Origin of the sequence: Kribbella orskensis (assembly GCF_004342085.1) — a bacterium.
In the GTDB taxonomy this organism is placed as follows: Bacteria; Actinomycetota; Actinomycetes; order Propionibacteriales; family Kribbellaceae; genus Kribbella; species Kribbella orskensis.
Genome location: NZ_SLWM01000015.1, coordinates 76306 through 100020, shown reverse-complemented (window position 1 = coordinate 100020; position 23715 = coordinate 76306). Strand labels below are relative to the sequence as shown.

Here is a 23715-nt window from a genome sequence, read left to right as displayed (position 1 = left end):
CAGTCTTAAAGCCGGACCGGCCGGGCCTGTACCGCGGGATAGGGTGCGGGCTCCACCTCGAGCTCCGCCATGCGCTGGACATAGGTGCGATATGCCCGCCTGGCCTCGCCATGGGCACCACTCGCCTGGAACGCCGACACCAAGCCGAGGTGGGCCCGTTCGTCGTACTGGTCGCGCTGGAGGATGCGGAGCAGGTACCCGGCGGCCGCGTCGGGATCGCCTTTGGTCCGCTCGGCCAGTACGCGGGCAACCCGTACGTAGAGTGCCCGGGCCTCCTCACGCATCCCATCGGCCCAGTCGGCGTACACGTCTTCTTCCAGGAAGTCACCGCTGTACGCCGCCTCCGCTCCGCGCAGCAGGGGCAGGCTGTTGCCGTCCAAGCCGGCCCGGGCGTCGTGGAGGAAGACCTCGACGTCTACGGCGGCCTCGTCGCCGTCGAGCCAGATGGTCGCGCGATCGGCACCGACGAACTTGTCGGGCGGGTACTGCTTCGTGGGGTCGAGCACGGACCGCACTGTCGACAGGGCGACCGACAGTCTGGGCGAAGCGACCGATTCACCTTGGTCCGGCCACAGCAGATCCAGGAGTTGCACGCGGGCGACCGGACGACAACGACGAGCCACCAGGATCTTCAGCAGGTCGCGGGCCTTCTTGGACGGCCACTCGCCGAGCTGGATGGCCTTGCCGTTCCGGAGTACGCGGAAGCCACCTAGGCACTCAATGCGCACCGGAGCCGGCCTTGTCTCCTCGCTGGCGGCAAGAGCGGCTGCGGCATAGCGGGTCGCTCCCGCAGCCAGGAACTGCTGGTGCGCTCTCAAGGCCAGCTCGCGGCCCTCCGCTCCCGTAGTACGCCTTGCAAGCATCAGCTCAGCTCGTGCTTGGCCCAGCGGGTCGCCCAACTCGTTCCGGATGTTCAGTACTTCGTGCAGCACCTCGCCGCCGTCGGCTGCCGCGTAGAGCTCGAGTGCATCGGCCAGGCCGGCCCGGTCACGCCGCTTGCGGCACAGTGCGGCTGATTCCTCCGCTGCGGCTGCAGCCTCCGTCTTGTTCCCGGCGTGCAGTGTCACCCAGCCAAGAGCGACCAGCGCGCCAGACAAGCCAGGGACCGGTCCGTAGGCAACAGCCTGTCTTGCGATCTCGGCGAGCTCCGCAGCGCGCTCCGGCTCCTCGACGGCAAGCACTCGAGCCAGGCCGGCCAGCGACGGTACTAGCGCCTGCATGTCCTTGGTGTCCTCAGCCATGGTGATGGCCTCCTCGTAGCAGGCTCGGGCCATCGCCCGGTCGCCTCGCTCGCGGTAGACCTCTCCCAACACGGCAAGAGGTTGCGCAACCCGCTTCGACTCCAGCTTCTGGTACAGCGCTCTGGAAGCTTCGAGTTCACCTATGGCCTCGTCCAGCCGGCCGAGCCTCAGTAGAGCCTCGCCGCGGTTGTTCAAAGCCAGTGCACGGAACACTGCGAAGCCTGCGCGGTCCGCCAACTCCAGTGCGCGTTCCAGCTCGTCCAGACCGAGTATGTAGTCGCCCTCGGCGATGTGGTGCGATGCGCGGTTCACCCGAATCCGGATGGACTGCAAGAGATCTCCGGCGCGCTCTGCATGCTCCAAGGCTCTGACGTAGTGCGACGCGTTCCCCCGCGGATCGCTGTCGACCGCGGCGAGCATCGCCAGCACTGTGTGGACGATCGCGAGCGCGCGGTCGTCGCCGGAGACCTTGGCCGATACCTCCGCGGCCGCGATGAGCCGGCGACACTCGTCGAACTCCCCGCGCAGCCAGTGCGCGCCTGCCCACCAGGCTTGCAGGAGCGCCTCGTCGGTCGGTTGCTGTCCGTCGATCCTGCCCCGCTGGTACGTCGCGACCGCGATGTCCGTACGGCCCCGCAGATGGTGGATCAGCCCGAGCCGCCAGGCGATGCCGACGGGGATCTCACCTTCGGGTGCGATGATCCGGCCGAAGCAGTCCTCCGCGCCCTGCCAGTCGCCCAGCACCTGCCGGGCTTCCCCTTCCAGTTGGTCCATCGCGGCGTCCCGGAGTTCCTCGGGCAACGCGCTGACCGCACCGACCACCGTCTCCGCCAGACCACCGCTGACCATCGCATGCCCGCGCTCGGTGAGCATTCTCGCCACGTGGGCCGGCTCCACCGCTTGGTAGCAGGCCAGCGCGTCCCGGTGGTCCCCGACGGACTCGAACCACTCGCCTGCCCGCAGTACCAGCGTGTCCATGCCCACCTCGTCCGCTGACAGCCTGTCGATGGCGAAGTCCCGGACCAGCGGGTTGAGCTCGTAGCCGTCTTCATCTCCCGCCGAGACGAGCAGACCTCTGGTACGGAGTTGCTGCAGCATCGCGGCGCTGTCCGTGAGACCTATTGCCTGGCACAACTCGGTCCCGAACCTGGGGAGCACCGCAACCGCCGCGACCAACCGCCGTACGGCAGGTGGTTCGGCAGCGAAGACCTCCTCCGCCAGGTAGTCGTACAGCGGCCCGTCGGAACGCAGTGCGCGCCGCAACCGGCTCTGCCTTTCCGAGCCCGGCACGGTCCGCAATGCCTCCACCGCCAACCGCGCAGCCGCCGGCCACCCCTGTACTGCGGCCTGCAGCGGCTCGGCAAGCTCCTCCGACCCATCACCCAGTACTACGTGCAGCACGGCCCGGGTCTCCGCCACTGTGAAGGCGAGGGCGGTCGCGTCGATCTCCAGCACCTGACCGCGGCCGCGGAGGCGGTCGATCCCGAACGGCATGGGCGTCCGGGACGCCACCACGAGGTGCAGCGACGGAGGGGCGATCCGGATGAGGCCCTCGATCAGCCTGGTCGCCGGGTCACCGGGGTTGAGCTCGTGCAGGTCGTCCAGGACCAGAACCAGGTCACCGTCGAGGTGCTGCTCGAGCGCATCCGCCAGCACTGCGGCGTACGCGAGTGCTCTGGTTTCCTGCTCGGCGTCGGCGTCGGGGCCACGCGGTCCTTGGAGCTCTGCGGCCAGGACCTCCGACAGGGCTGGGACCTGGCGACGCAGCGACTCCACCAGTCCGGTGACCATCGCTGCGAGGGGCCGGTCCTCGGCACGGACGGTGTACCAGGCGCAGGGACGCTCCGCGGCCCAGGAACCGAGCAGGGTCGACTTGCCGAACCCGGCGTCCGCAACCACCGTCAGCAGACGTCGCCGGGACCCCTCATCCAGCAGCGCAAACAGCCGCGGACGTACAACAGCGCCGTACGACGCCGGGCCCCCGCCAACCGGCATGCCCCACCTCCCGTCTCCCCTAGACAGAACAGCACCGTGGGTAGCAGCACCGCAACAGTGTTGCCCCTGAACCCCGCGGGAGCTTTCCCGCCCGACCGGGAAGGTCGTCCCGACCCACCCGCCAAGCCACCACTGCCGCAGGCCGCTCCCGCACCCAACCAAACAGCCAGCCCAACCACTGCCGCGAACTCGCCCGCGTGCCCAGCCGCCCACCCCAACCAGGCTGGCGCCTCCCTGGAGGGGTTCTGACGGCGCCTCCCTGGATGGTTCCGGTGGGCCTCCCCGGGGAGCTGTCAGGTTGACCAGGTGGCGGGGCAGACTGGAGTGCATGATCGAGATCGATTGGGCGGCGCAGGCCGGGCGGCTGCGGACTACCGCCACCGACGAGGCCGGGTGGAACGAGATGGTTGCCGAGGGCCTGGTTCGGTCCACCGACCGGCTGGCCGTGGATGTCGGTTGCGGTGGTGGCGGTATGGCGAAGGCGCTCGCCGCGGCGCTGCCGGCCGGCGGCAGCGTGGTCGCGATCGATGCCGACCCGGACGTGTTGCAGGAGGCCCGCGACCACACGGCAGGCAGCGCCGTCCGGTGTGAACTGGTGTCGATGGACGACGGACCAGAACCGTTGCGTGAGGCAATCGGCGCACCCGCGGACCTGATCTGGGCATCCGCCTCGGTGCACCATGCGGCCGACCAGCAGGCCGCGATCGACGCGCTCGCCTCGCTGCTTGCACCGGGTGGCCGGCTGGCGCTGGCCGAGGGTGGGCTGCCGGCGCGGAGTCTGCCCTGGGATCTGGGGATCGGTGAGCCCGGCCTGGAGCTACGGCTCGATATTGCGCAGGATCGATGGTTCGCCGCGATGCGGGACGCGCTGCCAGGGACCGTACCGATGCCTTATGGATGGACGGACGCTCTGCAGCGGGCGGGGCTGACCGGGGTGACAACTCGAAGTGTGCTGACCGAGAAGCCGGTGCCGCTGTCCGACGAGGATCGCGAGCGAGTGGTCACCCAGTTCCAGCTCCGGATCGAACGGCTGACTCCTGGTGCTGGGGATCACGAGCCGGAGCACGGACATGGACACGGACATGGTCATGGGCATGGGTCCGAGCTGCCGGCCGAGCTGGCCCTGCCAGCGGCGGATCTGGCCGTCTGGCAGGCGTTGCTCGACCCCGACAGCTCGCAGTACCTGGGTCGCCGGACGGATCTCGCCGCGCTGTCGGTGCGCAGCATCCACGTCGGCCACGCCCCCGGCTGACCACCCGCGCTCGGCGGCGGATCGCAGGACGGAATCGATCGCCACGCCCGGCGTTGAGGCTGCCGGGCGCGCCGGTCGCCTCCGGCCGCCGTAAGGTGGGTGCTCATGAACGACCGGCTGGTGTGGATCGACTGTGAGATGACCGGGCTTGATCTGGTGAACGACGCCCTGATCGAGGTCGCGGTTCTCGTCACCGACTACGAGTTGAACGTGCTCGGAGAGGGAATCGACCTGGTGATCGCGCCCCCACCGGCCGCGCTGGAACAGATGGGCGACTTCGTCCGCGACATGCATACCGCGTCCGGCCTGCTCGCCGAACTGCCGAACGGGATCCCGCTGGGCGAGGCCGAGCAGCAGGTGCTCGACTTCATCTCCGGGTACGTGAAGGAGCCGCGCAAGGCCGCGCTGGCGGGCAACTCGGTCGGCACCGACCGCACCTTCCTGGTCCGCGACATGCCGAAGGTGGAGGCGCATCTGCACTACCGCAACGTCGACGTCAGCTCGATCAAGGAACTCGTCCGCCGCTGGTACCCGAGGGTGTACTACGCGACGCCGGCCAAGAACGGGAACCACCGCGCGCTGGCCGACATCACCGAGAGCATCGCCGAGCTCCGCTACTACCGGCAGACCGTTTTCGTGCCCCAGCCCGGGCCCGACACCGACACCGCGAAGGCGGCCGCGAGCCTGGTCAGCGACCCGATTTCAGGTAACTGACCATCGTCGCTATGATTACCCAGCCGCAGTGATTCGGGCGGCTAGGTAAGGCAACATGGTGGGTATAGCTCAGCTGGTAGAGCACCTGGTTGTGGTCCAGGGGGCCGCGGGTTCAAGTCCCGTTACTCACCCGAAGGCGACTGGCGGTCTGTGTCCACAGAAAGCGTGGACCTGGCCGCCTTCGCTATTTGTGCGTCGCTTCGCTCCGCAGGCGGGGGCTTCGCCACCCCGAACCCCCCTTTGCCGTGGCTGGGGCAGCCGCCCGGCTCTCTGCCGTGGCCGAGGTGGTTGTCCGGCTTTCGCTCTGGCTGAGGTAGCTGTTCGGCTCTCGCCGTGGCAGAGGTGGTTGTTGGGCTGTTGTCGGGGTGAGGTTGCACTTTGGCCTTTGCTGTCCCCACTGTCTGTGGTCGGTCGTATCGTCAGCGGTGTGCCGACCTTTGATGTGGTGACTCGGGATCATGTGCTCAGCGCGCTTTCGGAGTACGACGAGCGCGGGGCTGAGGAGTTCCTGGCGCGGTACGGCTTCGGGCCTGCCCGGGAGTACCTGCTCCTGCATGGCGGGAGGAGCTATGACTCCAAGGCGGTGCTCGGGGTGGCGCACAAGTATGCGACCGGTCGAGCGGCGACCTCCTCGGAGTTCTCCGGCGGGGTGAGTGGGGCTGCGAAGGTGCTTCGCCAACTCGGGTTCGAGGTGACCTCGCTCGTTGAGGACGGCGGCGGGATGCAGGCGTCCGAGGGTAGGACTTGGCGGGAGGTGTCCGAGGTCGGCTCTGAGCAGGCCCGGAGCGCTTGGGCTGATGCTGGGCGCGAGGTGTTGCTCGCGACCGCACACCGCTATCGGGACGTAGTGACCTACAAGCTGCTTTCGGAGCAAGTGCAGGCTCGAACCGGGATCCGGACGAAGCAGCTGATGCACTACTGGATCGGGGATGTGCTGGGCCGGGTCTCGGCCGACTGCTCCCGGCGTGGCGAACCGTTGCTCTCATCGCTTTGCATCAACTCGGAAGGCAGCGTGGGTCCCGGATATGCGGTGGCTGTCGAGGCAGCATCCGGCCGGCCTCCCGCAGACCTCGACGAGCATGCGGCTCGCGAGCGCTTGGCCTGCTACCGCTACTTCGACGCGGTTGGCCTGCCGCCTGACGGCGGGTCGCCGGCCCTGACTCACCGGCTCGCCGCAGCGCGAGAAAGGACGCGGAAGGCGAAGGCGGCTGAGCGACCTACCGCGACCTGCCCGACCTGTCACACCCAGCTGCCAGTCACAGGTGTCTGCGACTACTGCAGTTGAGGCCCCACCAGGTACTGCGCGGGTGTCCTACCGGGGTGGGGGTGGTTGGGCTAGGAGGATCGGGGGGTGAAGTCGGGCGGCAGTGTTTGGTTTGTGTATGGGGTTGCTGTTTTGGTGACCTTTGTTGTCGGAGTGGTCGCGTTCAGTGTTTTTGTGCTGGCGAAGGTTTTCGGGGGGTCTTCGCCTGAAGAGCCGGGACCGGTGCCTGTGGTGGAGGCTCGGCAGACTGCTGCGCCGCGGGTGATTCGGACGACGGTGGCGAAGGTGTTGGAGGTTCGGGCGGTGGCGGCGAATCCTGAGCAGATCGTGCTGGTTGTGGCTACGCCGGCGGGGTGCGCGCAGAAGCTTCAGGCGGCTGCTTACGCGGAGGGGCCGGGCGCGGTCGCAGTACGGGTGACGCAGCGGACCTATCGCACGGGTTGTCGGTGGGTGCAGCAGCCGGTGTTGGCTACGGCGAAGGCAGCCATCGCCGACCGGACCTTGATCGTCAACGGGTCGCCGTGGACGCTCAGCGCGACTGACGGGACCTACCAGCCGGCGCTGACGCCCGAGTCAGGGAACGACAGGCGACAGGCAGCTGGACGGTAGGTCGAACCACCTGAGGTGGTCGAACTCCTGGTTGACGCTGGCCTCACTGTCGGTGTCCGCGTTGTGGCACGCGGACAGTAGTTCTCGCGCCTCGGCCAGGTAGCCCTCGAGCGCGGATTCCGGCGCTTTGTCGTCGTGGCGCGGGTAGCGGAGCTCGCCGTCGGCGTCGTAGCCGACCTGGGACAGCCGCATCGGTGGTTCCACCGGGCCGCGGTGGTGCCGCCAGAGCCCGTTGGACGGGTTGAAGCGGTAGTCCCCGAGCAGCCGCCAGCCGTGCTGGGCGACCAGCCGCACCGCCTCCACGACGTACGAGAAGACCGCCTCGGAGATGAAGTAGTTGAAGTTCACCCGGACCCAGCCCGGCTTGATCCCCTCGCAGCCGTGCTCGATCTCGTCGGCGAACTCGTGCGACTTGACCAGGTCGATCCCGAGCAGGACGTGACCGTACGGCCCCGCACAGGAGCAGCCGCCGCGGGACTGGATCCCGAACAGGTCGTTCAGCACCGCGACGACGAAATTGTGGTGCAGGTAGCGCCCGGACGGCGCCTTCACCACGAACGACACGATCGACAGCCGCTCGGAGTCCAGGTTGCCGAGGATCTGGAGGCCCGGTTCGTCCCGCCACGCCTCGACCGCCCGGCGCAGGTACGCGTCCTCGTGCGCCCGGATCACCTCGATCCCGACGGCCTCCTTGAGCTGGAACACCAGGCCCGCGCGGATCGACCCGATGATGTTCGGCGTACCGCCCTCCTCGCGGTGCACCGGGTCGTCGAGGTACCGGTGCTCGGTCGGGTTCACGTAGGCGACCGTGCCACCGCCCGGTACGTCGGGGACGCGGTTGTGCAGCAGTTCACGGCGGGCCACCAGTACTCCGGGGGTGCCCGGGCCGCCGATGAACTTGTGCGGGCTGAGGAAGATCGCGTCCTTGTAGGAGAGCGGGTCGGCATCGCGACCGCCGTACATGTCGATCTCGACGTACGGCGCGGCGGCGGCGCAGTCCCAGAAGGAGAGCGCGCCGTACCGGTGCAGCAACGCGGAGACCCGACGGGTGTTGCTGACGATGCCCGTGACGTTGCTCGCTGCCGAGAACGAGCCGATCTTCACCGGACGATCGGCGTACTTCGCGAGCTCCTCCTCCAGCCGCGGGATGTCGATATGGCCGTCGGCGTCCTGGCCGATCACCACCACGTCGGCGATCGACTCGCGCCAGGGCAGCTCGTTCGAGTGGTGCTCGTACGGGCCGATGAAGACGACCGGGCGCTGCTCCGGCGGGATCTCGTCGGTCAGGTGGTACTCGTCGTCGAGCGGGGCCGGGATCCGCAGGCCGAGCACCCCGATCAGCTTGTCGATCGCGCCGGTCGCGCCGGAGCCGCAGAAGATCACCGCGGTCTCCTCGTCACCGCCGACGCTGTCGTGGATGATCTTGCGGGCGTCCTCGCGGAGCCGGGTGGTCTGCAGGCCGGTGCCGCTGGACTCGGTGTGCGTGTTCGCGTACCGCGGCAGCACCTCCTCGCGGATGAAGTCCTCCAGGAAGGTCAGGGCCCGGCCGGACGCGGTGTAGTCGGCGTACGTGACCCGGCGCGGCCCGTACGGTCCTGGCATCACCTGGTCGTCGCCGATCACCGACGCACGGATCCGGCGCAGCAGCGGCGTGTCCGGCGGCATCGGAACCGCCTCGTCACGCGCGGTGGGTTCCCCCTGGATGGTCATGGCGTCAGAGTAAGGCCGATCGTGACTTTCGTCTCGTAGTCTTCGGGCGCCGGCTGGTTAGGGTCGTCGCAGTCGAGGCTGAGGAGCTGAGGATGACGTTTTCCGCCGAGCTGTGGGACTCCGGCGCCGCCGCGGTGTACGAACAGATCGTCGAGCACCCGTTCATCACCGGGCTGACCGACGGGACGCTCGACCACGAGGCGTTCAAGTACTTCATCGTGCAGGACAGCCACTACCTGCGGGCGTACTCCCGCGCGCTGGCGCTGGTCGCCGCCCGGGCCGTCGACGAGGACGCCGTCAGCATGTTCGCCCGGCACGCCGCGGACGCGATCGAGGTCGAGCGCGAGCTCCACGCGGACCTGCTCGGCTCCCTCGGGCTGACCTCCGCCGACGTCGACGCGACCGGCTCGGGGCCGACGACCACGGCGTACATGTCCTATCTGACCGCCGTCTGCTCCACCGGCACGTACGCCGAGGCCGTGGCGGCGGTGCTGCCCTGCTACTGGATCTACCGCGAGGTCGGGCGGGAGCTGCTCAAACGGTCCTCGCCGGACCCGGTGTACGCGAAATGGATCGAGGCGTACGGGTCCGAGGAGTTCGACGCGGTCGTAGAGTCGGTCCTGGCGGTGACGGACCGGCTCGGCGACGAGGTCGGCCCGGGCGAACGCGACCGGTGCCACCGGCACTTCGCCGCCACCTCGCGCTACGAGTGGATGTTCTGGGACGCCGCGTACCACCGACTCGATTGGCCGGTCTGACATGGTTGCTGAGAGCAAGAACTTCTACGACGTCGTGATCGTCGGCGGCGGCCACAACGGCCTGGTCGCCGCGACCTACCTGGCCGGCGCCGGGCTGAGCACCCTCGTGCTGGAGCAGCAGAGCCACACCGGTGGTGCCGCGGTCAGCGAGCAGGTGTTCCCCGGCGTGGACGCCCGCCTGTCACGGTACTCGTACCTGGTCAGTCTGCTGCCCGACAAGATCGTGGCCGACCTCGGCCTGTCCCTGGAGCTCCGCTCGCGCTCCGTCGCGTCGTACACGCCGGTACGCCGGGGCGGCCGCGACCTCGGCCTGATGGTGGAGCGGCCTGAGGGCGCGGCCACCCGGGAGTCGTTCGCGGCGCTGACCGGCGGCGACTCGGAGTACGACGCGTGGTCGGCCTTCTACGGATCCGTCGGGGAGCTTGCGGGCGTGGTCGCGCCGACGCTGCTCGAGCCTCTCGTATCGGGGGCTTCACTGCGCAATCGGGTCGACCCCGCCCTCTGGGCCGCGCTGGTGGAGCGGCCGTTCGGCGAGGTCGTGGAGCAGCGGTTCGCGGACGACACGGTGCGTGGCGTGGTCGCGACGGACTCTGTCATTGGTACCTTCGCGGGATTGCGCGACGAGTCGCTGATCCAGAACCGATGCTTCCTGTACCACCTGATCGGCAACGGGACAGGCGAGTGGCGGGTGCCTGTCGGTGGGATGGGCGCGGTCACGGATGCCTTGGCTGCGGCTGCTCGCCGGGCCGGTGCTGCACTTGTCGTCAATGCGTCGGTGACCAGTGTTGAGGCCGATGGCACGCGCGCGTCGATCACCTGGATGGGTGGCGACGGGGAGCGCTCTGTCGACTGCACGTACGTCCTCGCCAATGTCGCGCCGACTACTCTCGCCGCGCTGCGCGGGCAACCTGCGAGCGCCCGGCCCGAGGGTTCACAACTGAAGATCAACCTGCTGCTGTCGCGCCTCCCCCGGCTGCGATCCGGCGACGACCCGCGGCGGGCGTTCGCCGGCACCTTCCACATCGACGAGGACTACAGCCAGCTGGAAACCGCCTACCGCCAGGCCGCCGCGGGCGCAGTACCGTCGGTCGCTCCGTCGGAGGTGTACTGCCACTCCCTCACCGACCCGTCCATCCTCAGCCCGTCCCTGGTTGCCTCGGGCCACCAGACGCTGACCGTCTTCGGCGTCCACTTCCCCACCCGTTTGTTTGCCTCCGACAACGATGCCGCCCGGGACGAGTCGGTACGCCGGGTCTTGGGCGGGCTGGAGTCGTACCTCGACGAGCCGCTCGAACCGTGCATCGCCCGCGACGCCGACGGCAACCTCTGCCTGGAGGCGAAGACCCCGCTCGACATCGAGCAATCCGTCGGCATGCCCGGCGGCCACATCTTCCACGGCGACCTCCAGTGGCCGTGGGTCGACGACGAGGCCGAGGTCGGCCGCTGGGGCGTCGAGACCGATGTGGCGAACCTCATGATCTGCGGCTCCGGAGCCCGCCGAGGAGGCGCCGTCAGCGGCATAGCCGGCCACAACGCCGCCATGGCCGTCCTCGAACTCCGCCCCTGATTTCCCTGCCCCGGCAACCTCCCGGCAGCGGCGGAATAGCCGATTTCGTATCTACCAAGAAGCCCTGCTACGATCCTCTTCGTTCGCAGGCAACACCAAGCGAACAGAACGCGCCGCTAGCTCAATTGGCAGAGCAGCTGACTCTTAATCAGCGGGTTCGGGGTTCGAGTCCCTGGCGGCGCACAAACACCAAGGCCCAGGCAGACATCGCAATCTGCTCCTGGGCCTTCGTGTTGTCTACGCACCTCTTACGCATCGCTTTGCCGGACCTCGCTACTCGTCGAGTCGCCGGCGACCACACTCAGGTCCTCCAGTGACCTGCCCTGGGGACGATCGGACGCCTACTCCATCCTCTATCTGATCGTTACTGTGCGTCACCTCACATCGTTTGGCATCGGTCCCGCAACTGCGGAGTCTCTGCCGGACCAGCCGTTGAGCAACCAACCGTCGATCAGGTTGGAGGCCTGAAATGGCGCGACCGCCGGTGCCGATCGGATCCTGGGGAGAGATCTCGACCTGGATCGCCGGAACCGACGATGAGGGCAACCCCACCAAGTACAAATCGCAGGCCAGGTTCCGCGATCACGACGGCCATGTCCGCCTGGTCTCCGCCTACGCCAAGACCAAGACGGCCGCCGGGCAGGCGCTACTCAAGAAGCTTCAGGACCGCGCCAAGACCGGCCAGTCCGGCGACCTGACCGCCATGCATAAGCTCACCCACCTCCTCGACCTCTGGGAAGAGAAGTTCGAGGAGCAGATCGCCGACGGCCGACGCTCCCCCACGTCCCTGGATACCTACCGACGTGCCATCAAGAACCACGTACGACCCGCCCTCGGCGAGATCCGCATCGGAGAAGCGAACACGCCTCGCATCGACAAGGTCATCGCCACAATCAAGAGGAACACCGGCGCCCCGACCGCCAAAACCTGCCGCGCCATCATCTCCGGCATGATGCAACTCGCCGTCCGCTACGGCGCCATCAGCGTCAACCCGGTCCGCGAAGTCGAAAGCATCGAACACCCCGCCAAGAAGCCCGCAAGGGCCATCCGCGCCGATGAGATCAAGCTCCTCCGCACGCACCTGAAAGCCGACAAAGCAGCCATCAGAGCCGATCTGCCCGACCTTGTCACCTTCATGCTCGGCACAGGCGTCAGAATCGGAGAAGCCCTCGCCGTCCACTGGTCCCAAGTCGACCTCGAAGCCGGCACCGTCGACATCACCCACACCATCGTCCGCATCAAGGCCGAGGGCCTCCTCCGCAAACCCACCAAATCCGCCGCAGGCAACCGCACCCTCGGCCTCCCCAACTGGCTAGTCGCCACCCTCCGCACCAGATCAGCCGCCGGCATCCGCCTCGACGACCCGATCTTCGCCGACACCCTCGGCGGCTACCGCGACCCCACCAACGTCCGCCGATCCCTCCGCACAGCCCTCTCCCCAGTCGGAAGCACCGCCCGTCGCGACCTAGGCCTAGCTCTCCGCGCCGCCCGCAGAGAAGCCGGCCTAACCCGCGAACAAGTCACCAAGACCCTCAACTGGCCCAAGACCAAAATCGAACTCATCGAAACCGGCCGAACCAAGGTCGACCGCACCATGGCCACCACCCTCCTCCGGACCTACAGCCCCACCCCAGAAGCCACCGAAGCCCTCCTCACCCAGGTAGACCAAGCCGCCGAGCCAGTCCCCACAGACACCCTCACCTGGATCACCTCCCACGCCTTCCGCAAAGCCGTAGCCACAGCCCTCGACGACGCCGGCCAAACAGCCCGCGGAGCCGCCGACCAACTAGGCCACGCCCGCGTCTCCATGACCCAAGACAGCTACTTCGACCGCAAAGCCCCCAACCCCGCCGCCACCCAAGCCCTCCAACAAGCCTTCGAAGACCCTGACCTGCCCTGAGGCGTCCGCATCTTCTCGCCGCGGCCAAGCGCCCCAAGCCGGGAGAGTCCGCCTGGAATGATGCTCCGACCACGGTTGCCCAACCCCTAACCACCGCTTTCTGAGCCCAGACCTCTCAGTTCCTGCCAGCAATGCGCAAGATCGTTCGTGACCTGCGCTTATGTCTTGGCAGGCATGTCATTGAGACCCGACGTTCCTCACCATTTGCCGCTGAATCACGTGAGCTAAGACGTGAGCGCTGCCGCAAGTTCGCCTCTAGAGGGCCGGCTTCACGGGTGGCGGATTGTGATCGGCGAATGCTCGTGTGAGCCGGGTTGCCTCGGCGGCTCGTTCTGCCCGGCGGGCGCGGCGCGATGCCGTTGTCCCGAGACGGGCTGGCCGTCGAACTACAGGTTTCATATGCCCTACCTGTCGCGACAGGTAGGGCAGGGCGGGTCTTCAGCCACCTCGTCGCAGTCGCGCGAGTGCGCGCAAGCACCCTGACCCTGGGTAGGGTCTGCTTTCGGCCGGACGAGCGAGTCCGGCGGGGAGGAAGGAACACCAGATGATGCGTGCCGGGTTTGCCCTGCTTGCTGTGCCACTGCTGGTCAGCTGCGGCGGCTCCGCCGAGCAGAGTGCGCCGCCACCGACGACGGTATCGGCGATAACTTCGGTGACTCCCGCACCACGGGCGTCGGCTCCTGCGGCGACACCGTCGCGAGCCGTATCGCCGCGGCCGACCGCGCCGACTGCCACGCCGCGGCAGGTCGATCTCGCGCGGCTGGTGGTCCGATCCGCCACCTTCACTCGAAGGTCATCCCGGGACTGGGATCGGCAACGGGTCGGTGCGTTCGACGTGGAGCGGTTCGTCAGCAAGTTGTCCGGGACCCCGCAGGAGGATCGCCAACTGCTCGCCCGGACCGGATTCGTCCGCGGGTACGTCAGCATCCGCATGTCGTCCGACGACCGACGACTGGCGGTCTACCTGTACCGGTTCCGTTCTCATCAGGGCGCTGTGACGCTCCAGAACCGTTTCTGGGGACAGTACGAGCACGGCGACACGTTCACGGTCCGGGGCATCTCGCGCACCTGGACGGACTCAGGACTGACAAAGAAGTCGTCTCCCACGCGCTTCACGGCAGGCGCGAACGTGAACTTTGTCGTCGGCAACGTCCTCGCCCAAGTAACGGTGACCGAGTCAAGCCAGACCATCGACGGCCTCCGCCCCGACACCCGGCTGGCCGCCGCCATTTCGAACCTCCAGCAGGATCTCCTCAAGACCGCCCGCTGATCCGTCACCCCAGCGATACCAACGCCAGGCTCCACGCCGATCGTGCGCGGAGCCTGCCGGAACTACCAGATGAGCTTCGAGGGCGGTAGGTGGGAGATGTAGGGGGCAGGCCGGACCGGGCTTCTGCCAGCGCCTCGACGCAATCGTCGATGACCAGGACAGCCTTATCAGTGCACGTTGGGACGGCTCCAACGACAGCGACCGGGTCGGGCCGCTGGGCGGGTGGGGGTGCCGGAAGCTTGCGCGATGGCGGGGACGACGTCCGGGCAGCCTTCGAAGCCGCAAATTAGGTAGCTGCGCTAAGAAGCCCGCGGCGGTCTGGCAGCTCTTGATAAGCCAGTCCACCCACGCCGTTGTGTAGCCGGAGGACTTCGGCAGTTCGATGTACAGGCAGTACTGTCCGTTCGGGATGTGGGTCGTTCGTGCCTGCCAGCGGGTGGATGCCTTTGAGCCTCCCGGCGTCGAGGAAGTGCCGATTGTTGAACTTGTAGGGGATGGCAGCGGCCACCCGGCGTTCGGCCTCCCCAGCGCCCAGCAACCCCTAGCCGACGACAGACCGCTTCTGTTCACGAGTCACCGTTTGGCCGCGCTTACCCATCTGTGCCCTGCTCAGGGCCCGAGTCCGGGCCGGGGGCATCGGCCGAGTCCGGATCCGGACCGGGCGTTGAAGGTGCTCGGCGCCGAGTCGTCCCAGGTCGCAACGAACCAGCCAGCAACCCGGTCAGGATCGACACCGAGCAGTTGCAGGTCAGCGTCGGCAACCGAACTCGCTGACCAGGCGGTCGAGCCCGGCGGCGTACGCGCGGCGGGTTTCGGCACGGTGATCGTGCCGAGGAAAGTGGCGGCCGCGACATCCAACCGCACCCCGCTCCCCCGGCCCAGCAACGCCTGCGCGACTCCCATCCGCCACCCTCTACCACTAGCGAAGATAATTTCCCGAGTCGCACCCGATCCGGCGTACGCCGGCCGAGCGGAAGCGTCGTGAGGCGGGTGAACCTCTTCAACGACGTGCGTGTCACGGCACGGCAGGTGTTCACTGATCCCGGTCTGAAGGATGGTGAGCACACCTTGCGCATCGTGAAGATCTCGGGTGAGGCGCTGCGAACGACACGATCCGGTACACGATCGCGAGACAGCCCTAACACCGGGGTGCTGGGGCTTTGCCCTGATCCACAGGTGACTTCGGTGGACTGATGGTGGCGCGACGCGATGCCCGTGCGGGCTGGGAGATCGGGACCTGTCGACGGTTCCAGCTCACCCAGCGCGAAGCGCATCCGTCGCGCTCAACCGAGCCGACGTATACGACGCTATGGGCTCGCGGGTCGGCCGCGATGGCATCGAGGCCATGCGCCGGGAGGCGGCGTACGAAGTGGAAACCGGCTGCCACGCGCCCGACCGCCGGCTGAGCAGCCCTCACCGATGCCGAGCAACGCGTCGCGAACTGATCGCCGCCGGCCACACCAGCAAGTCGCCGCCTCGACCCTCGGCATCTCCGACAACATCGTCGGCACCCACCTCCGCGCCATCTTCGCCAAACTCGACGTCCAGTCCCGAGTCCAGCTCACCAACCCCACCACGCAGCGGACATCCGACCCGACCAACCCCGAAGCCGCAGGCGATCTCCATGACACCCGACCGCAAACTTCCTCACCCGTTGACGCGATACCCCGTCGCCGGAGCGATCCGCAGACTGTGATCCGTGGCCGAGACGGCCCGGCTGTGGGACGGTGGCGGAAGAGTCTCCCTGGAAGGACTGCCGATGACTGAGCCGGCCGCGATGGACAGTGTCGCCAAACAGCGGGTCAAGGACGCGCTGATCGCCCACGCCGAAGCCGAGCTTCGGTCGTCGCGCGCGGGCGCCGCGGAACACGAGTCCGCGGCACAGTTGGCCCCTGACGTAGCGGACTCGGTCGGCGATCTGTCCCAGTCCGATGAGGCCGCTGACCTGGGTGGGCTGCTCAACGATGTCGAGGACCGGCAGAAGGCAACCCTGACCCGGATCGAGAATCTCGACTTCGGCGTCAAGACTGCCGTAGCGCCCGGCGCGTTCGTCGGCTTTGACGGCGCTCGCTACGTCGTCGGCGTCGTGGCGGCCGCGTTCGAGTGCGACGGCGCGACCTACGAAGGCCTGTCGTCCGATTCGCTGATCTATTCCTCGCTTAAGGGACTCCAACTCGGCGACACCTTCACCTTCGCCGGCCAAGAACACCGCATCGACTTTCTCGCCTGACATCAGCCGACGAAGCGGCGCAGTCCGACGCGGCGAGATCAACCGGCCGCAGGACACCGGGCAGCGATCGAAGCGCGGCGGACGATCATCGATGGCCAGCGCGACAAACTCGTGCGTGGTGACGCGGCCGGCTGCCCGACTCGAGCCTGCGCCGGCTCAGGCGTGAGCGGGGCCGGGAGGAACGTGCGCTGCTGGAGCTGTGATCAGGAGATCAGTACGACACTGGACTCCGCAGTGAGGGCCAGGAATGTCAGCGACTCCTGCAGATAGAGCTCGACCCCGCTCGGCGTCGTGGGACAGGTACCCGATCGACAGGTCCTTGCCGAGGTGCAGCTCGTAATCGCCGCCCCGGGTCGACACCAGCAGGGCGCCTTCCAGAGCCGTCGCGCAGATGATCTCGCCGTCGTGCAACAGCGGCCAGATGGTCGCGGATCGGACAGCCGTGGTCGGTGGTCTCCGCGACGGCGGTGTACTGGTCGGCGGGGCACTATTGCGTTGGCGGATCGCCGCGGTCAGTGAAGGGTGTGGGTCGATGAAGCACACTCCTCGTGCGAGGCCGCCCGTGACAGTGCCGTCGGGGTTCACCGGGTTCCGTTTCCCACCTGAAGTGATCCTGTGGCGGTGCGCTGGTGTATCTGCGGCCAGCGCCCACACCCGCGCGCGGGCCGCCGCCCGGGCGACATTGATCGCACTCAGCACCCGCTCGACGTCGCCGGCCAGCGCGTCGATCGTGCGGGACACCGTCGGATCTGAGGCGACAGGGCCGAACACGCCCGGCTCGCCGCGCAGCACCGCGATGTCGGCCAGGCAGTTCCCACCCAACCCGAGCACGATCGCCAGATCGGTGACGATCTTGGCCGGGTCGTGCCGGGCCAACGGCTTGCGCCACACGGCGCCAGCGCTCGCGACGCTCCGCGCCCAGGCCACTGACCCGCACCGCCTCAGTGAGCAACAGACCACCGGCCTGCGACACCACCCCCGAACCGGCAGCATCAACCCGAACGCACGGATACAACCCGGTAGTCTTCATCACCTGGAAGGTGCTCCTCGGCTCCGCACGACATGGTCCTAGACAAACCACATCGTCGCTGGTCAGGAGCACCTTTCAGTCTGCCCACGCGAAATCCGCCGCCCTGCTGCCGGCCTCACGCTGCTTCGCACGCAACTCCTCCCTGCGCTTCGCTTGGGCCTCTGCCTGGACTTGAGATGCCTCGTCACTGGTCAGGAGTCCGTGAATCTCTCGGACGAGAGGGGCGACTTCATCCAAGACCGTTATGAGTGTGAGCAGGCTGGCGGGTGAGGGTCGATGGGGCCCTGATCCTGGTTCTTGGACACGCTGAATCCAGCATGTGCTGGGGAAGCGAGATGATTGAGAACTATGGCCCGCAAGAACTACTCCGAGGAGTTTCGTCGGCAGGCCGTCGACTTGTACGAGTCCACTCCGGGGGCGACGCTGCGTGGGATCGCGGCGGATCTCGGGATCGAGCGGGCGACCCTGGCTCGCTGGGTCGAGGTGTATGGCTCGGGCAAGAAGACGACCGGCGACGGCACCATTGTCAGCAGCCCTTCGCGGACCCGCCGGCGCAAGACACCGACGGGTGCCGCGCCGGAGTCGCCGGAGGCGAAGCTTGCCCGGCTCGAGGCCGAGAACGCGCAACTGCGGGCGGACAAGACCAAGCTCACGACCGAGCGGGAGATCCTGCGCCAGGCGGCCAAGTATTTCGCCGGGGAGACGAACTGGTGAACCGCTTCCAGTTCGTCGCCGACCACTCCACCACCTCCCGCCCTGGCTGGAGCGTGAATCGGCTGTGCGCGCTCGTCGAGATCGAGCGCCGTCGTACTACGCGTGGCTGAAGGCCGCTCCCGCCCGCCAGGAACGGGCCGCAGCAGACGCGGCGCTCGCGGAGCGGATCCGCGCCGTCCACGACACCGACAAGACCAGGGTGCTCCACGGATCACCGCCGAACTCAACGACAGTGCCGGTATCGGTCAAGTCTTCGAGCCGGACAGAGCGATACCCTGCACGATCTGACGCTGGGCGATGATGAAGACCAGCAGCATCGGCAGCGCTGCCATCGTCGTGGCCGCCATCAGGCTGGTCCAATCGGAGGAGTAGGCGCCCTTGAACTGGTTGACCACGAGCGGAATCGTGAAGTTCTGATCGCTGTTCAGGAAGATCAGCGGATAGAAGAACGAGTTCCACTGCCCGAGGAACACGAAGATGCCGAGGGCCACGAGTGGGGTACGCAGCAGCGGCAGAATGATGGTCGTGAAGATCCGGACCCGCCCCGCGCCGTCGATCGCGGCAGCTTCCTCCAGCTCCAGCGGAATGCCGCGGACATACTGACGGAGGAGGAAGACGCCGAAGGCGTTGAACAACGCCGGCGGGACGATCAGCGCCAGGTGGGTGTCGATCCAGCGGAGCTGCCCCAGGATGACGTAGAGCGGGATCACGGTCAGCTGGAACGGAACCATCATGGTGGCCAGAAAGATGCCGAAGATCACCCTGCGCCCTGGGAAACGGATCCGCGCGAAGGCGTACGCGGCCATCGAGCAGGTGATCAGCGTGAGGATCGTGACCAGGGCGGCGATGTAGGCGCTGTTGAAGTACGCCCGGGCGAAGTCGGCGCCCTGCCATGCGGTGACGAAGTTCTGCGGTTGCCAGACCTTCGGCAGCAGTCTCGGCGGCTGGGCGAAGATCTCGTCCAGCGGTTTCAAGGCCGAGAACAACATCCACAGGAATGGCACGAACATCACCAGCGAGCCCGCGGCCAGAAGCAGGTGCAGCGGAATCCAGGACGGCTTGAACCGACCCCCGCTCAGCCCATGAGAAAGACTCTTTCGACGCGCCCGTTCGATGGCCCGGGCGCTGATCTCGCCTGATGAGGAAGTCATTCGGTGTAATGCACCCATCTCTTCTGAGCAAGAAGCTGGAGGCCGGTCAGGACCAGCAGGATCAGGAACAGGTAAATTGCGATTGCCGCAGCGAATCCGAACTTGAACTCACGGAACGCGATGTTCACGATGTCGTACACGATCGTGTGGGCGTTCGCCGGCGCTGTGGTGTCGAAGAAGAAGAAGATGTAGTCGAACACCTGGAAGGACCCGATGATCGAGGTGATCGACAGGAACAGAATGGTCGGCGACAGCAGTGGCACGGTGATCTTGCGCAGCTTCTGCCATTCCGAGGCGCCGTCGATGTCCGCGGCCTCCATCAGGGTCGGCGAGATGTTCTGCAGGCCGGCGACGAACATCACGATCATGTAGCCGAGGCCCTGCCAGATCGACACCAGGACGATCGCAGGGATCGCCGTCCCCGGATCCTGCAGCCAGTCAGGTGGGTTGGGCACCCCGAGCGACTTCAGCAGGGCGTTGATAGGACTGATCTCGGGGTTCAGCAGCCAGAGCCAGACGGCGGCCACCGCGACGGTTGACGTGACCTGGGGCGCGAAGAAGAAGATCCGGTAGAGGGGCGTCAATCGACCCGCCTTCTGGATGAAGAACGCGAAGAAGAAGCCGGTGATCATGAGTCCGGGCACCTGTAGGGCAGTGAACCATGCAGTGTTCAGCCAGGACTGCCGCAGCTGGGCGTTCTGCCACACACCGGTGAAGTTCTGCAGTCCGACGAACGTGCGCGAGCCCAAACCGTCCCAGCTCGAGAACGACAGAAAGAGGGCGAAGATCAGGGGACCGAGCATGAAGGCGATCAGGCCGACGAGCTGAGGGGTGAGGAAGGCGTACCCCCACAGTGCTTCGGTCCGCCGTCTGCGCTTCACATCGGGCGCGAGCGGCATGCCTCAGCTCCCGTTGTTGATGAACTTGCAGATCTTGTCGGCCCACACCTTCGCGCTGTCGCCGGCCTTGATCGACTTGTCCATCTCGGTGCCGAGGTTGGCTCCGACCTCCGCCTTGGACGCGATGGCAGGCGGGATGGCATAGCCGTTCTTGGCGACGTCGGTGAACCAGGCGCAGTGCTCGGGCAGCTTGTTCTCCAGCACCACGTCTTCCAGTCCCGCGGTGGCCGGCACCGCGTTGCCTCCGCCGGAGAGCCGGGCCTTTTGACCGTCCTTGTTGACGAACCGGGTGGCGAAGTACATCGCGGCTTCGGGGTCCTTGGCCTTGGCGTTCACCCCCATGGCCGCGGTGTAGACAATCACCGGCGGGACGGTCTTGCCGTCGGCGGAGGCGAACGGTGCGATGTCGTAGCCGAACTTCAGCTTCTTGAGGTTCGGGAGAATCCAGCGTCCCATCTGGCAGCTGGCGAGCTGCTGGCCGTAGAACAGGGCGTCGATGCCCTGACCCTTCGGCAGCGACCCACCATAGGTGATGTTGCGATTGGCCATTCCCTCCCAGAGCCACTCGAGGGTTTCCATCGACTTGGCGTCCTCGTTGAAGATCGCCTTGTCGCCGTCGACGACTTTGCCTCCGAAGGCGGTCATCCAGCTGAACATGGGGCCGAAGCCGCCTTCCAGCACCATGCCCCGCTTGCCAGTGGCCTTGATCTTGGTCAGGAAGTCGTCGAGGGCGTCCCGGTTCCAGGTACCGGATTCCTGCAGTTGAGCGGGATTCTGGGTGATCCCGGCGGCCGCGGCCATGTCCTTGTTGAACCAGAACACGATCGGGTTGCAGTCGACGACCAGTCCGTAGGTGCCCGGGCTGCCGTCGGCAGGCTTGCACCACTCCATCAGGTTCGGGTACAGGTCGTCGAGCCTGAGCGGCGAGTCCGGCTTCGACGTGAACTCGGTGAAATCGGCGACGTTCTTGGATTGGATGAGCCGTTGCATGCCGGAGTCCTGCACGTAGAAGACGTCCGGACCGCTGTTGCCGGCGAGCTGGGTGAGCAGCTTGGCCCCGTAGTCACCGACGACGACCTGGAAGGTGACCTTGCTCCCGTGCGCGGCCTCGTAGTCCTTCGAGATCTGCCGGAACCGTTCCGCCTCGCCTGGGTTCGCCCATGAGGCCCATGTCAGGCTGCCGCCCTTGCCAGGGGTGCTCGAGGTGCCGCCCCCGCTTCCGCCCGCGCTTCCGCCGGCGCAGGCGGTCAGCAACGCGCTCGCGCCCACTCCGGCGAGGGCCGCACTGGCCAGGAAACCACGACGTGTGATCGGTCGTCCGAAGGGCTTCTCATTGGTCGGCATCAACAGTTCTCCTTCTCTAGGTTCGATTCCCCGTGCTGTCTGTTGTCCTGCTGCCCGGGCGGCCGCCGCCGTCGCGGGTTCGGTTGCCCCGAAGATCCGCGCCGGCGTCGCCGAGCGGGCGAAGTGCCGGAACCCCGGGTCGGCGCCGTCTGGACCCAGCCCAGCGCCTGCTTCCGGGCCCAGCCGAAGGCGTCCTCGACGACCGGGCTGTCGGAGCTCAGAGCCAGCACGGCGACTCCTCGGAGGATCGGATATGAGCGCTAAAACTAGAAGCGCCCAGCAATTCCGTCAATACCTTCTGGCGACTCTGTTTTATCGCTATATTCGCAATCGTGACGACTTTCGAGATCCGGTCTCCTGACGGCCGCACAGTCCGGACCGCGTCGGTCACCGGTGCCCGTTCGATCACCGAGCTCACCGGCACCCAGCCCGGCGTGCTGCGGTACGACGTGGTCGCCGACGACGCCGTCCGGATCCGCTGGACCTGGCCGGCCGAGTCCGCGGTGACGCTGTGGCGCGCGACGCAGGGATCGCATCGGGAGCTGCCGACCGACTGGGGTTCGCACCGCGACATCCGGTCGGTCCGCTCGGCGCCGGTCGCGGCCCTCGTCGACGCCGGCGACCGGAGTCCGCTGACGATCTCGCTGTCCGCCACGGTCCGCGGCTGCGACTTCGCGGTCGGCGTCAACGAAGAGGGCGCGGAGCAACTCGTCCAGCTCGCGGTCGACGACATCGAGCCGACCGACGGCGTCCGCCGCTTCACCTTGCGGATCGACCTGCGGGAGCTGCACTTCGCCGAAGCGCTGCGCGGTGTGACCGACGACTGGACGGCCGAGCTGGGCAACCGGATCGCGCCAGTGCCCGAGCCGGCCCGGCAAGCGATGTACTCGACTTGGTACAGCGACCACCAGCACGTCTCCGCCGAGTCCGTCGAACGGCACGCCCGTGCAGGAGCGTCGTACGGCTGCTCCGCAGTGATCGTCGACGACGGCTGGCAGACCGACGACACCGCGCGCGGCTACGCCCATTGCGGCGACTGGGAGCCGACCAGTCAGACCTTCCCCGACATGGCCGGTCATGTACGGCGGGTGCACGAGCTCGGAGTCGATTACGTGCTGTGGATCGCGCCGCCGCTGATCGGTGAGCACTCCAAGGCGTGGGACCGGATGAAAGACCGCACCCTCGGCTACGTCGACGGTCTGAGCGCCTCGGTGCTGGATCCGAGGTACCCCGAGGTGCGTGAGCACATCGTCGAGAGCTGCGTCCGGCCGGTGCGGGATTGGGGTGTCGACGGGCTGAAGCTCGACTTCCTCGACACCTGGGCATGGTCGTCCCCTCACCCGGCGCCCGATGGCGACTGCTCGTCGATCGACGAAGGTGTCGAGCTGATCCTGCACGCGATCACGGCCGAGCTGCGCCGGTTGCGGCCGGACCTGCTGATCGAGTTCCGGCAGGACTACGTGAACCCGCGGCTGTGGCAGTTCGGCACGTTCCTGCGGGCCGGCGACTGCGCGATGGATCCGGTGGAGAACCGTGTGCGCACGATCGACAGCCGGTTGCTGGCGGGCGATCGCGCGGTCCACTCGGACATGCTGATGTGGCATCCGTCGGCCTCCCCGGAGACCGTCGCCCAGCAGTTCATCGGTGCGATGTTCAGTACGCCGCAGGTGTCGATGGAGCTCGTTGCGTTGCCGGTCGTGCAGCAACGCGTCGTACGGTTCTGGCTCGGATTCCTGCGGGACCACGCCGATGCGCTGCTGCACGGCGTACTGACTCCGTCGCGCCCGGACGCGCGCTACACGCAGGTGCGGGCCGCCGGTGCGGAGACTGTCGTGGCCGTTTTCACCAACCCAGTTGTGCGTTTGAGTAACTCCGACCGGTCGGTGGTGCTTGTGAATGGCGGCAGCGAACCACGCATACTGGTCGAAGGCGCCGGACCTGGACCGGTCGACCTCGTAGTGTCGGACTGCTCGGGCGCCGAGGTCCATCGCAGTACGACGGCACCCACCGAACTGTGGGCGATCGACGTACCCGTGGCCGGCCTGGCCCGGATCGAGCGGAAGTGAC

General features: G+C 67.3%; 17 protein-coding genes, 2 tRNA genes and 2 pseudogenes. 13 read left to right on the top strand and 8 right to left on the bottom strand.

Features of this window, described 5'->3' with window-relative positions:
* Window positions 1-5 precede the first annotated feature (5 nt).
* Complete coding sequence (locus tag EV644_RS30765) at window positions 6-3236, bottom strand: tetratricopeptide repeat protein (RefSeq protein ID WP_132192529.1); 3231 nt, start codon at window positions 3234-3236, stop codon at window positions 6-8.
* Between the two features lie 328 nt (window positions 3237-3564).
* Between EV644_RS30765 and EV644_RS30760 the strand changes: the two genes are divergently transcribed.
* The 5 genes from EV644_RS30760 to EV644_RS30740 all read left to right on the top strand — a co-directional run bounded on the left by EV644_RS30760 (window position 3565) and on the right by EV644_RS30740 (window position 7075).
* Complete coding sequence (locus EV644_RS30760) at window positions 3565-4488, top strand: class I SAM-dependent methyltransferase (protein ID WP_132192527.1); 924 nt, start codon at window positions 3565-3567, stop codon at window positions 4486-4488.
* 105 nt (window positions 4489-4593) lie between these two features.
* Window positions 4594-5202: an oligoribonuclease gene (gene orn, locus EV644_RS30755; protein WP_132192525.1), complete on the top strand. Its 609-nt coding sequence runs from the start codon at window positions 4594-4596 to the stop codon at window positions 5200-5202.
* Window positions 5203-5260: 58 nt separating this feature from the next.
* Window positions 5261-5333, top strand: a tRNA-His gene (locus EV644_RS30750).
* Between the two features lie 296 nt (window positions 5334-5629).
* A complete protein-coding gene (locus EV644_RS30745) occupies window positions 5630-6487 on the top strand; it encodes a ScoMcrA-related endonuclease (RefSeq protein WP_132192523.1) in 858 nt (285 codons plus the stop codon).
* Between the two features lie 66 nt (window positions 6488-6553).
* Window positions 6554-7075, top strand: coding sequence for a hypothetical protein (locus tag EV644_RS30740; RefSeq protein ID WP_132192521.1), 522 nt, complete (start codon window positions 6554-6556; stop codon window positions 7073-7075).
* Here the strand turns inward: EV644_RS30740 and EV644_RS30735 are convergent.
* The gene (locus EV644_RS30735; protein ID WP_132192519.1) at window positions 7040-8785 is read right to left on the bottom strand and encodes an aminotransferase class V-fold PLP-dependent enzyme; all 1746 of its coding nucleotides are present in this window, start codon (window positions 8783-8785) and stop codon (window positions 7040-7042) included. The two genes, EV644_RS30740 and EV644_RS30735, sit on opposite strands and share 36 nt — an antisense overlap.
* 92 nt (window positions 8786-8877) lie before the next feature.
* On the opposite strand from EV644_RS30735, the gene tenA reads away from it, so the two are divergent.
* From tenA to EV644_RS30710, 5 genes are all read left to right on the top strand, one after another.
* Window positions 8878-9543 carry a thiaminase II gene (gene tenA, locus EV644_RS30730; protein ID WP_132192517.1) on the top strand — a complete coding sequence of 222 codons (666 nt, stop codon included), beginning with the start codon at window positions 8878-8880 and terminating at the stop codon, window positions 9541-9543.
* Between the two features lies 1 nt (window position 9544).
* On the top strand, window positions 9545-11110 hold the full coding sequence (locus EV644_RS30725; protein WP_132192515.1) for a phytoene desaturase family protein: 1566 nt from the start codon (window positions 9545-9547) through the stop codon (window positions 11108-11110).
* 110 nt (window positions 11111-11220) lie between these two features.
* Window positions 11221-11293 (top strand) — tRNA-Lys (locus EV644_RS30720).
* Window positions 11294-11579: 286 nt separating this feature from the next.
* Window positions 11580-13010 carry a tyrosine-type recombinase/integrase gene (locus EV644_RS30715; protein WP_132192513.1) on the top strand — a complete coding sequence of 477 codons (1431 nt, stop codon included), beginning with the start codon at window positions 11580-11582 and terminating at the stop codon, window positions 13008-13010.
* A gap of 544 nt (window positions 13011-13554) precedes the next feature.
* Complete coding sequence (locus EV644_RS30710) at window positions 13555-14280, top strand: hypothetical protein (protein WP_132192511.1); 726 nt, start codon at window positions 13555-13557, stop codon at window positions 14278-14280.
* A gap of 609 nt (window positions 14281-14889) precedes the next feature.
* On the opposite strand, the gene EV644_RS30705 is transcribed toward EV644_RS30710, so the two are convergent.
* A complete protein-coding gene (locus EV644_RS30705) occupies window positions 14890-15183 on the bottom strand; it encodes a hypothetical protein (RefSeq protein WP_199240084.1) in 294 nt (97 codons plus the stop codon).
* Between the two features lie 856 nt (window positions 15184-16039).
* Here EV644_RS30705 and EV644_RS30695 point away from each other — a divergent pair.
* Complete coding sequence (locus tag EV644_RS30695) at window positions 16040-16510, top strand: hypothetical protein (RefSeq protein ID WP_132192507.1); 471 nt, start codon at window positions 16040-16042, stop codon at window positions 16508-16510.
* Window positions 16511-16666: 156 nt separating this feature from the next.
* On the opposite strand, the gene EV644_RS30690 is transcribed toward EV644_RS30695, so the two are convergent.
* Together EV644_RS30690 and EV644_RS30685 are read right to left on the bottom strand one after the other, a co-directional pair.
* Window positions 16667-17053 (bottom strand): encapsulin, encoded by a 387-nt coding sequence (locus tag EV644_RS30690; protein WP_241999029.1) that lies wholly within the window; start codon window positions 17051-17053, stop codon window positions 16667-16669.
* 78 nt (window positions 17054-17131) lie between these two features.
* A pseudogene (locus EV644_RS30685) lies at window positions 17132-17540 on the bottom strand (transposase); the annotation flags it as partial.
* A 348-nt stretch (window positions 17541-17888) separates the two neighbouring features.
* Between EV644_RS30685 and EV644_RS30680 the strand changes: the two are divergent.
* Window positions 17889-18503 (top strand): annotated as a pseudogene (locus tag EV644_RS30680) (transposase); the annotation flags it as partial.
* Here the strand turns inward: EV644_RS30680 and EV644_RS30675 are convergent.
* Genes EV644_RS30675 through EV644_RS30665 form a run of 3 tightly spaced genes read right to left on the bottom strand, consistent with a single transcriptional unit; the run spans window position 18500 to window position 21648 of the window.
* Window positions 18500-19405 carry a carbohydrate ABC transporter permease gene (locus tag EV644_RS30675; protein WP_132192505.1) on the bottom strand — a complete coding sequence of 302 codons (906 nt, stop codon included), beginning with the start codon at window positions 19403-19405 and terminating at the stop codon, window positions 18500-18502. The pseudogene EV644_RS30680 and the gene EV644_RS30675 overlap by 4 nt on opposite strands.
* The gene (locus EV644_RS30670) at window positions 19402-20304 is read right to left on the bottom strand and encodes a carbohydrate ABC transporter permease (RefSeq protein WP_132192503.1); all 903 of its coding nucleotides are present in this window, start codon (window positions 20302-20304) and stop codon (window positions 19402-19404) included. Before EV644_RS30670 ends, EV644_RS30675 begins: the two co-directional genes overlap by 4 nt.
* A 3-nt stretch (window positions 20305-20307) precedes the next feature.
* Entirely contained in the window at window positions 20308-21648 is a 1341-nt protein-coding gene (locus tag EV644_RS30665) for a type 2 periplasmic-binding domain-containing protein (protein WP_132192501.1), read from the bottom strand.
* Between the two features lie 332 nt (window positions 21649-21980).
* On the opposite strand from EV644_RS30665, the gene EV644_RS30660 reads away from it, so the two are divergent.
* Window positions 21981-23714, top strand: a complete 1734-nt coding sequence (locus EV644_RS30660; protein WP_132192499.1) for a glycoside hydrolase family 36 protein — start codon at window positions 21981-21983, stop codon at window positions 23712-23714.
* Window position 23715 lies beyond the last annotated feature (1 nt).

Excerpts from the sequence above, each read along its gene's own strand:
- EV644_RS30725 (WP_132192515.1), top strand. The coding sequence starts at position 9,545 with ATGGTTGCTGAGAGCAAGAACTTCTACGACGTCGTGATCGTCGGCGGC.
- EV644_RS30705 (WP_199240084.1), bottom strand. The coding sequence starts at position 15,183 with ATGGGAGTCGCGCAGGCGTTGCTGGGCCGGGGGAGCGGGGTGCGGTTG.
- EV644_RS30765 (WP_132192529.1), bottom strand. The coding sequence starts at position 3,236 with ATGCCGGTTGGCGGGGGCCCGGCGTCGTACGGCGCTGTTGTACGTCCG.
- EV644_RS30715 (WP_132192513.1), top strand. The coding sequence starts at position 11,580 with ATGGCGCGACCGCCGGTGCCGATCGGATCCTGGGGAGAGATCTCGACC.
- EV644_RS30710 (WP_132192511.1), top strand. The coding sequence starts at position 13,555 with ATGATGCGTGCCGGGTTTGCCCTGCTTGCTGTGCCACTGCTGGTCAGC.
- EV644_RS30675 (WP_132192505.1), bottom strand. The coding sequence starts at position 19,405 with ATGACTTCCTCATCAGGCGAGATCAGCGCCCGGGCCATCGAACGGGCG.
- tenA (WP_132192517.1), top strand. The coding sequence starts at position 8,878 with ATGACGTTTTCCGCCGAGCTGTGGGACTCCGGCGCCGCCGCGGTGTAC.
- EV644_RS30735 (WP_132192519.1), bottom strand. The coding sequence starts at position 8,785 with ATGACCATCCAGGGGGAACCCACCGCGCGTGACGAGGCGGTTCCGATG.
- EV644_RS30695 (WP_132192507.1), top strand. The coding sequence starts at position 16,040 with ATGACTGAGCCGGCCGCGATGGACAGTGTCGCCAAACAGCGGGTCAAG.
- orn (WP_132192525.1), top strand. The coding sequence starts at position 4,594 with ATGAACGACCGGCTGGTGTGGATCGACTGTGAGATGACCGGGCTTGAT.
- EV644_RS30670 (WP_132192503.1), bottom strand. The coding sequence starts at position 20,304 with ATGCCGCTCGCGCCCGATGTGAAGCGCAGACGGCGGACCGAAGCACTG.
- EV644_RS30665 (WP_132192501.1), bottom strand. The coding sequence starts at position 21,648 with ATGCCGACCAATGAGAAGCCCTTCGGACGACCGATCACACGTCGTGGT.
- EV644_RS30760 (WP_132192527.1), top strand. The coding sequence starts at position 3,565 with ATGATCGAGATCGATTGGGCGGCGCAGGCCGGGCGGCTGCGGACTACC.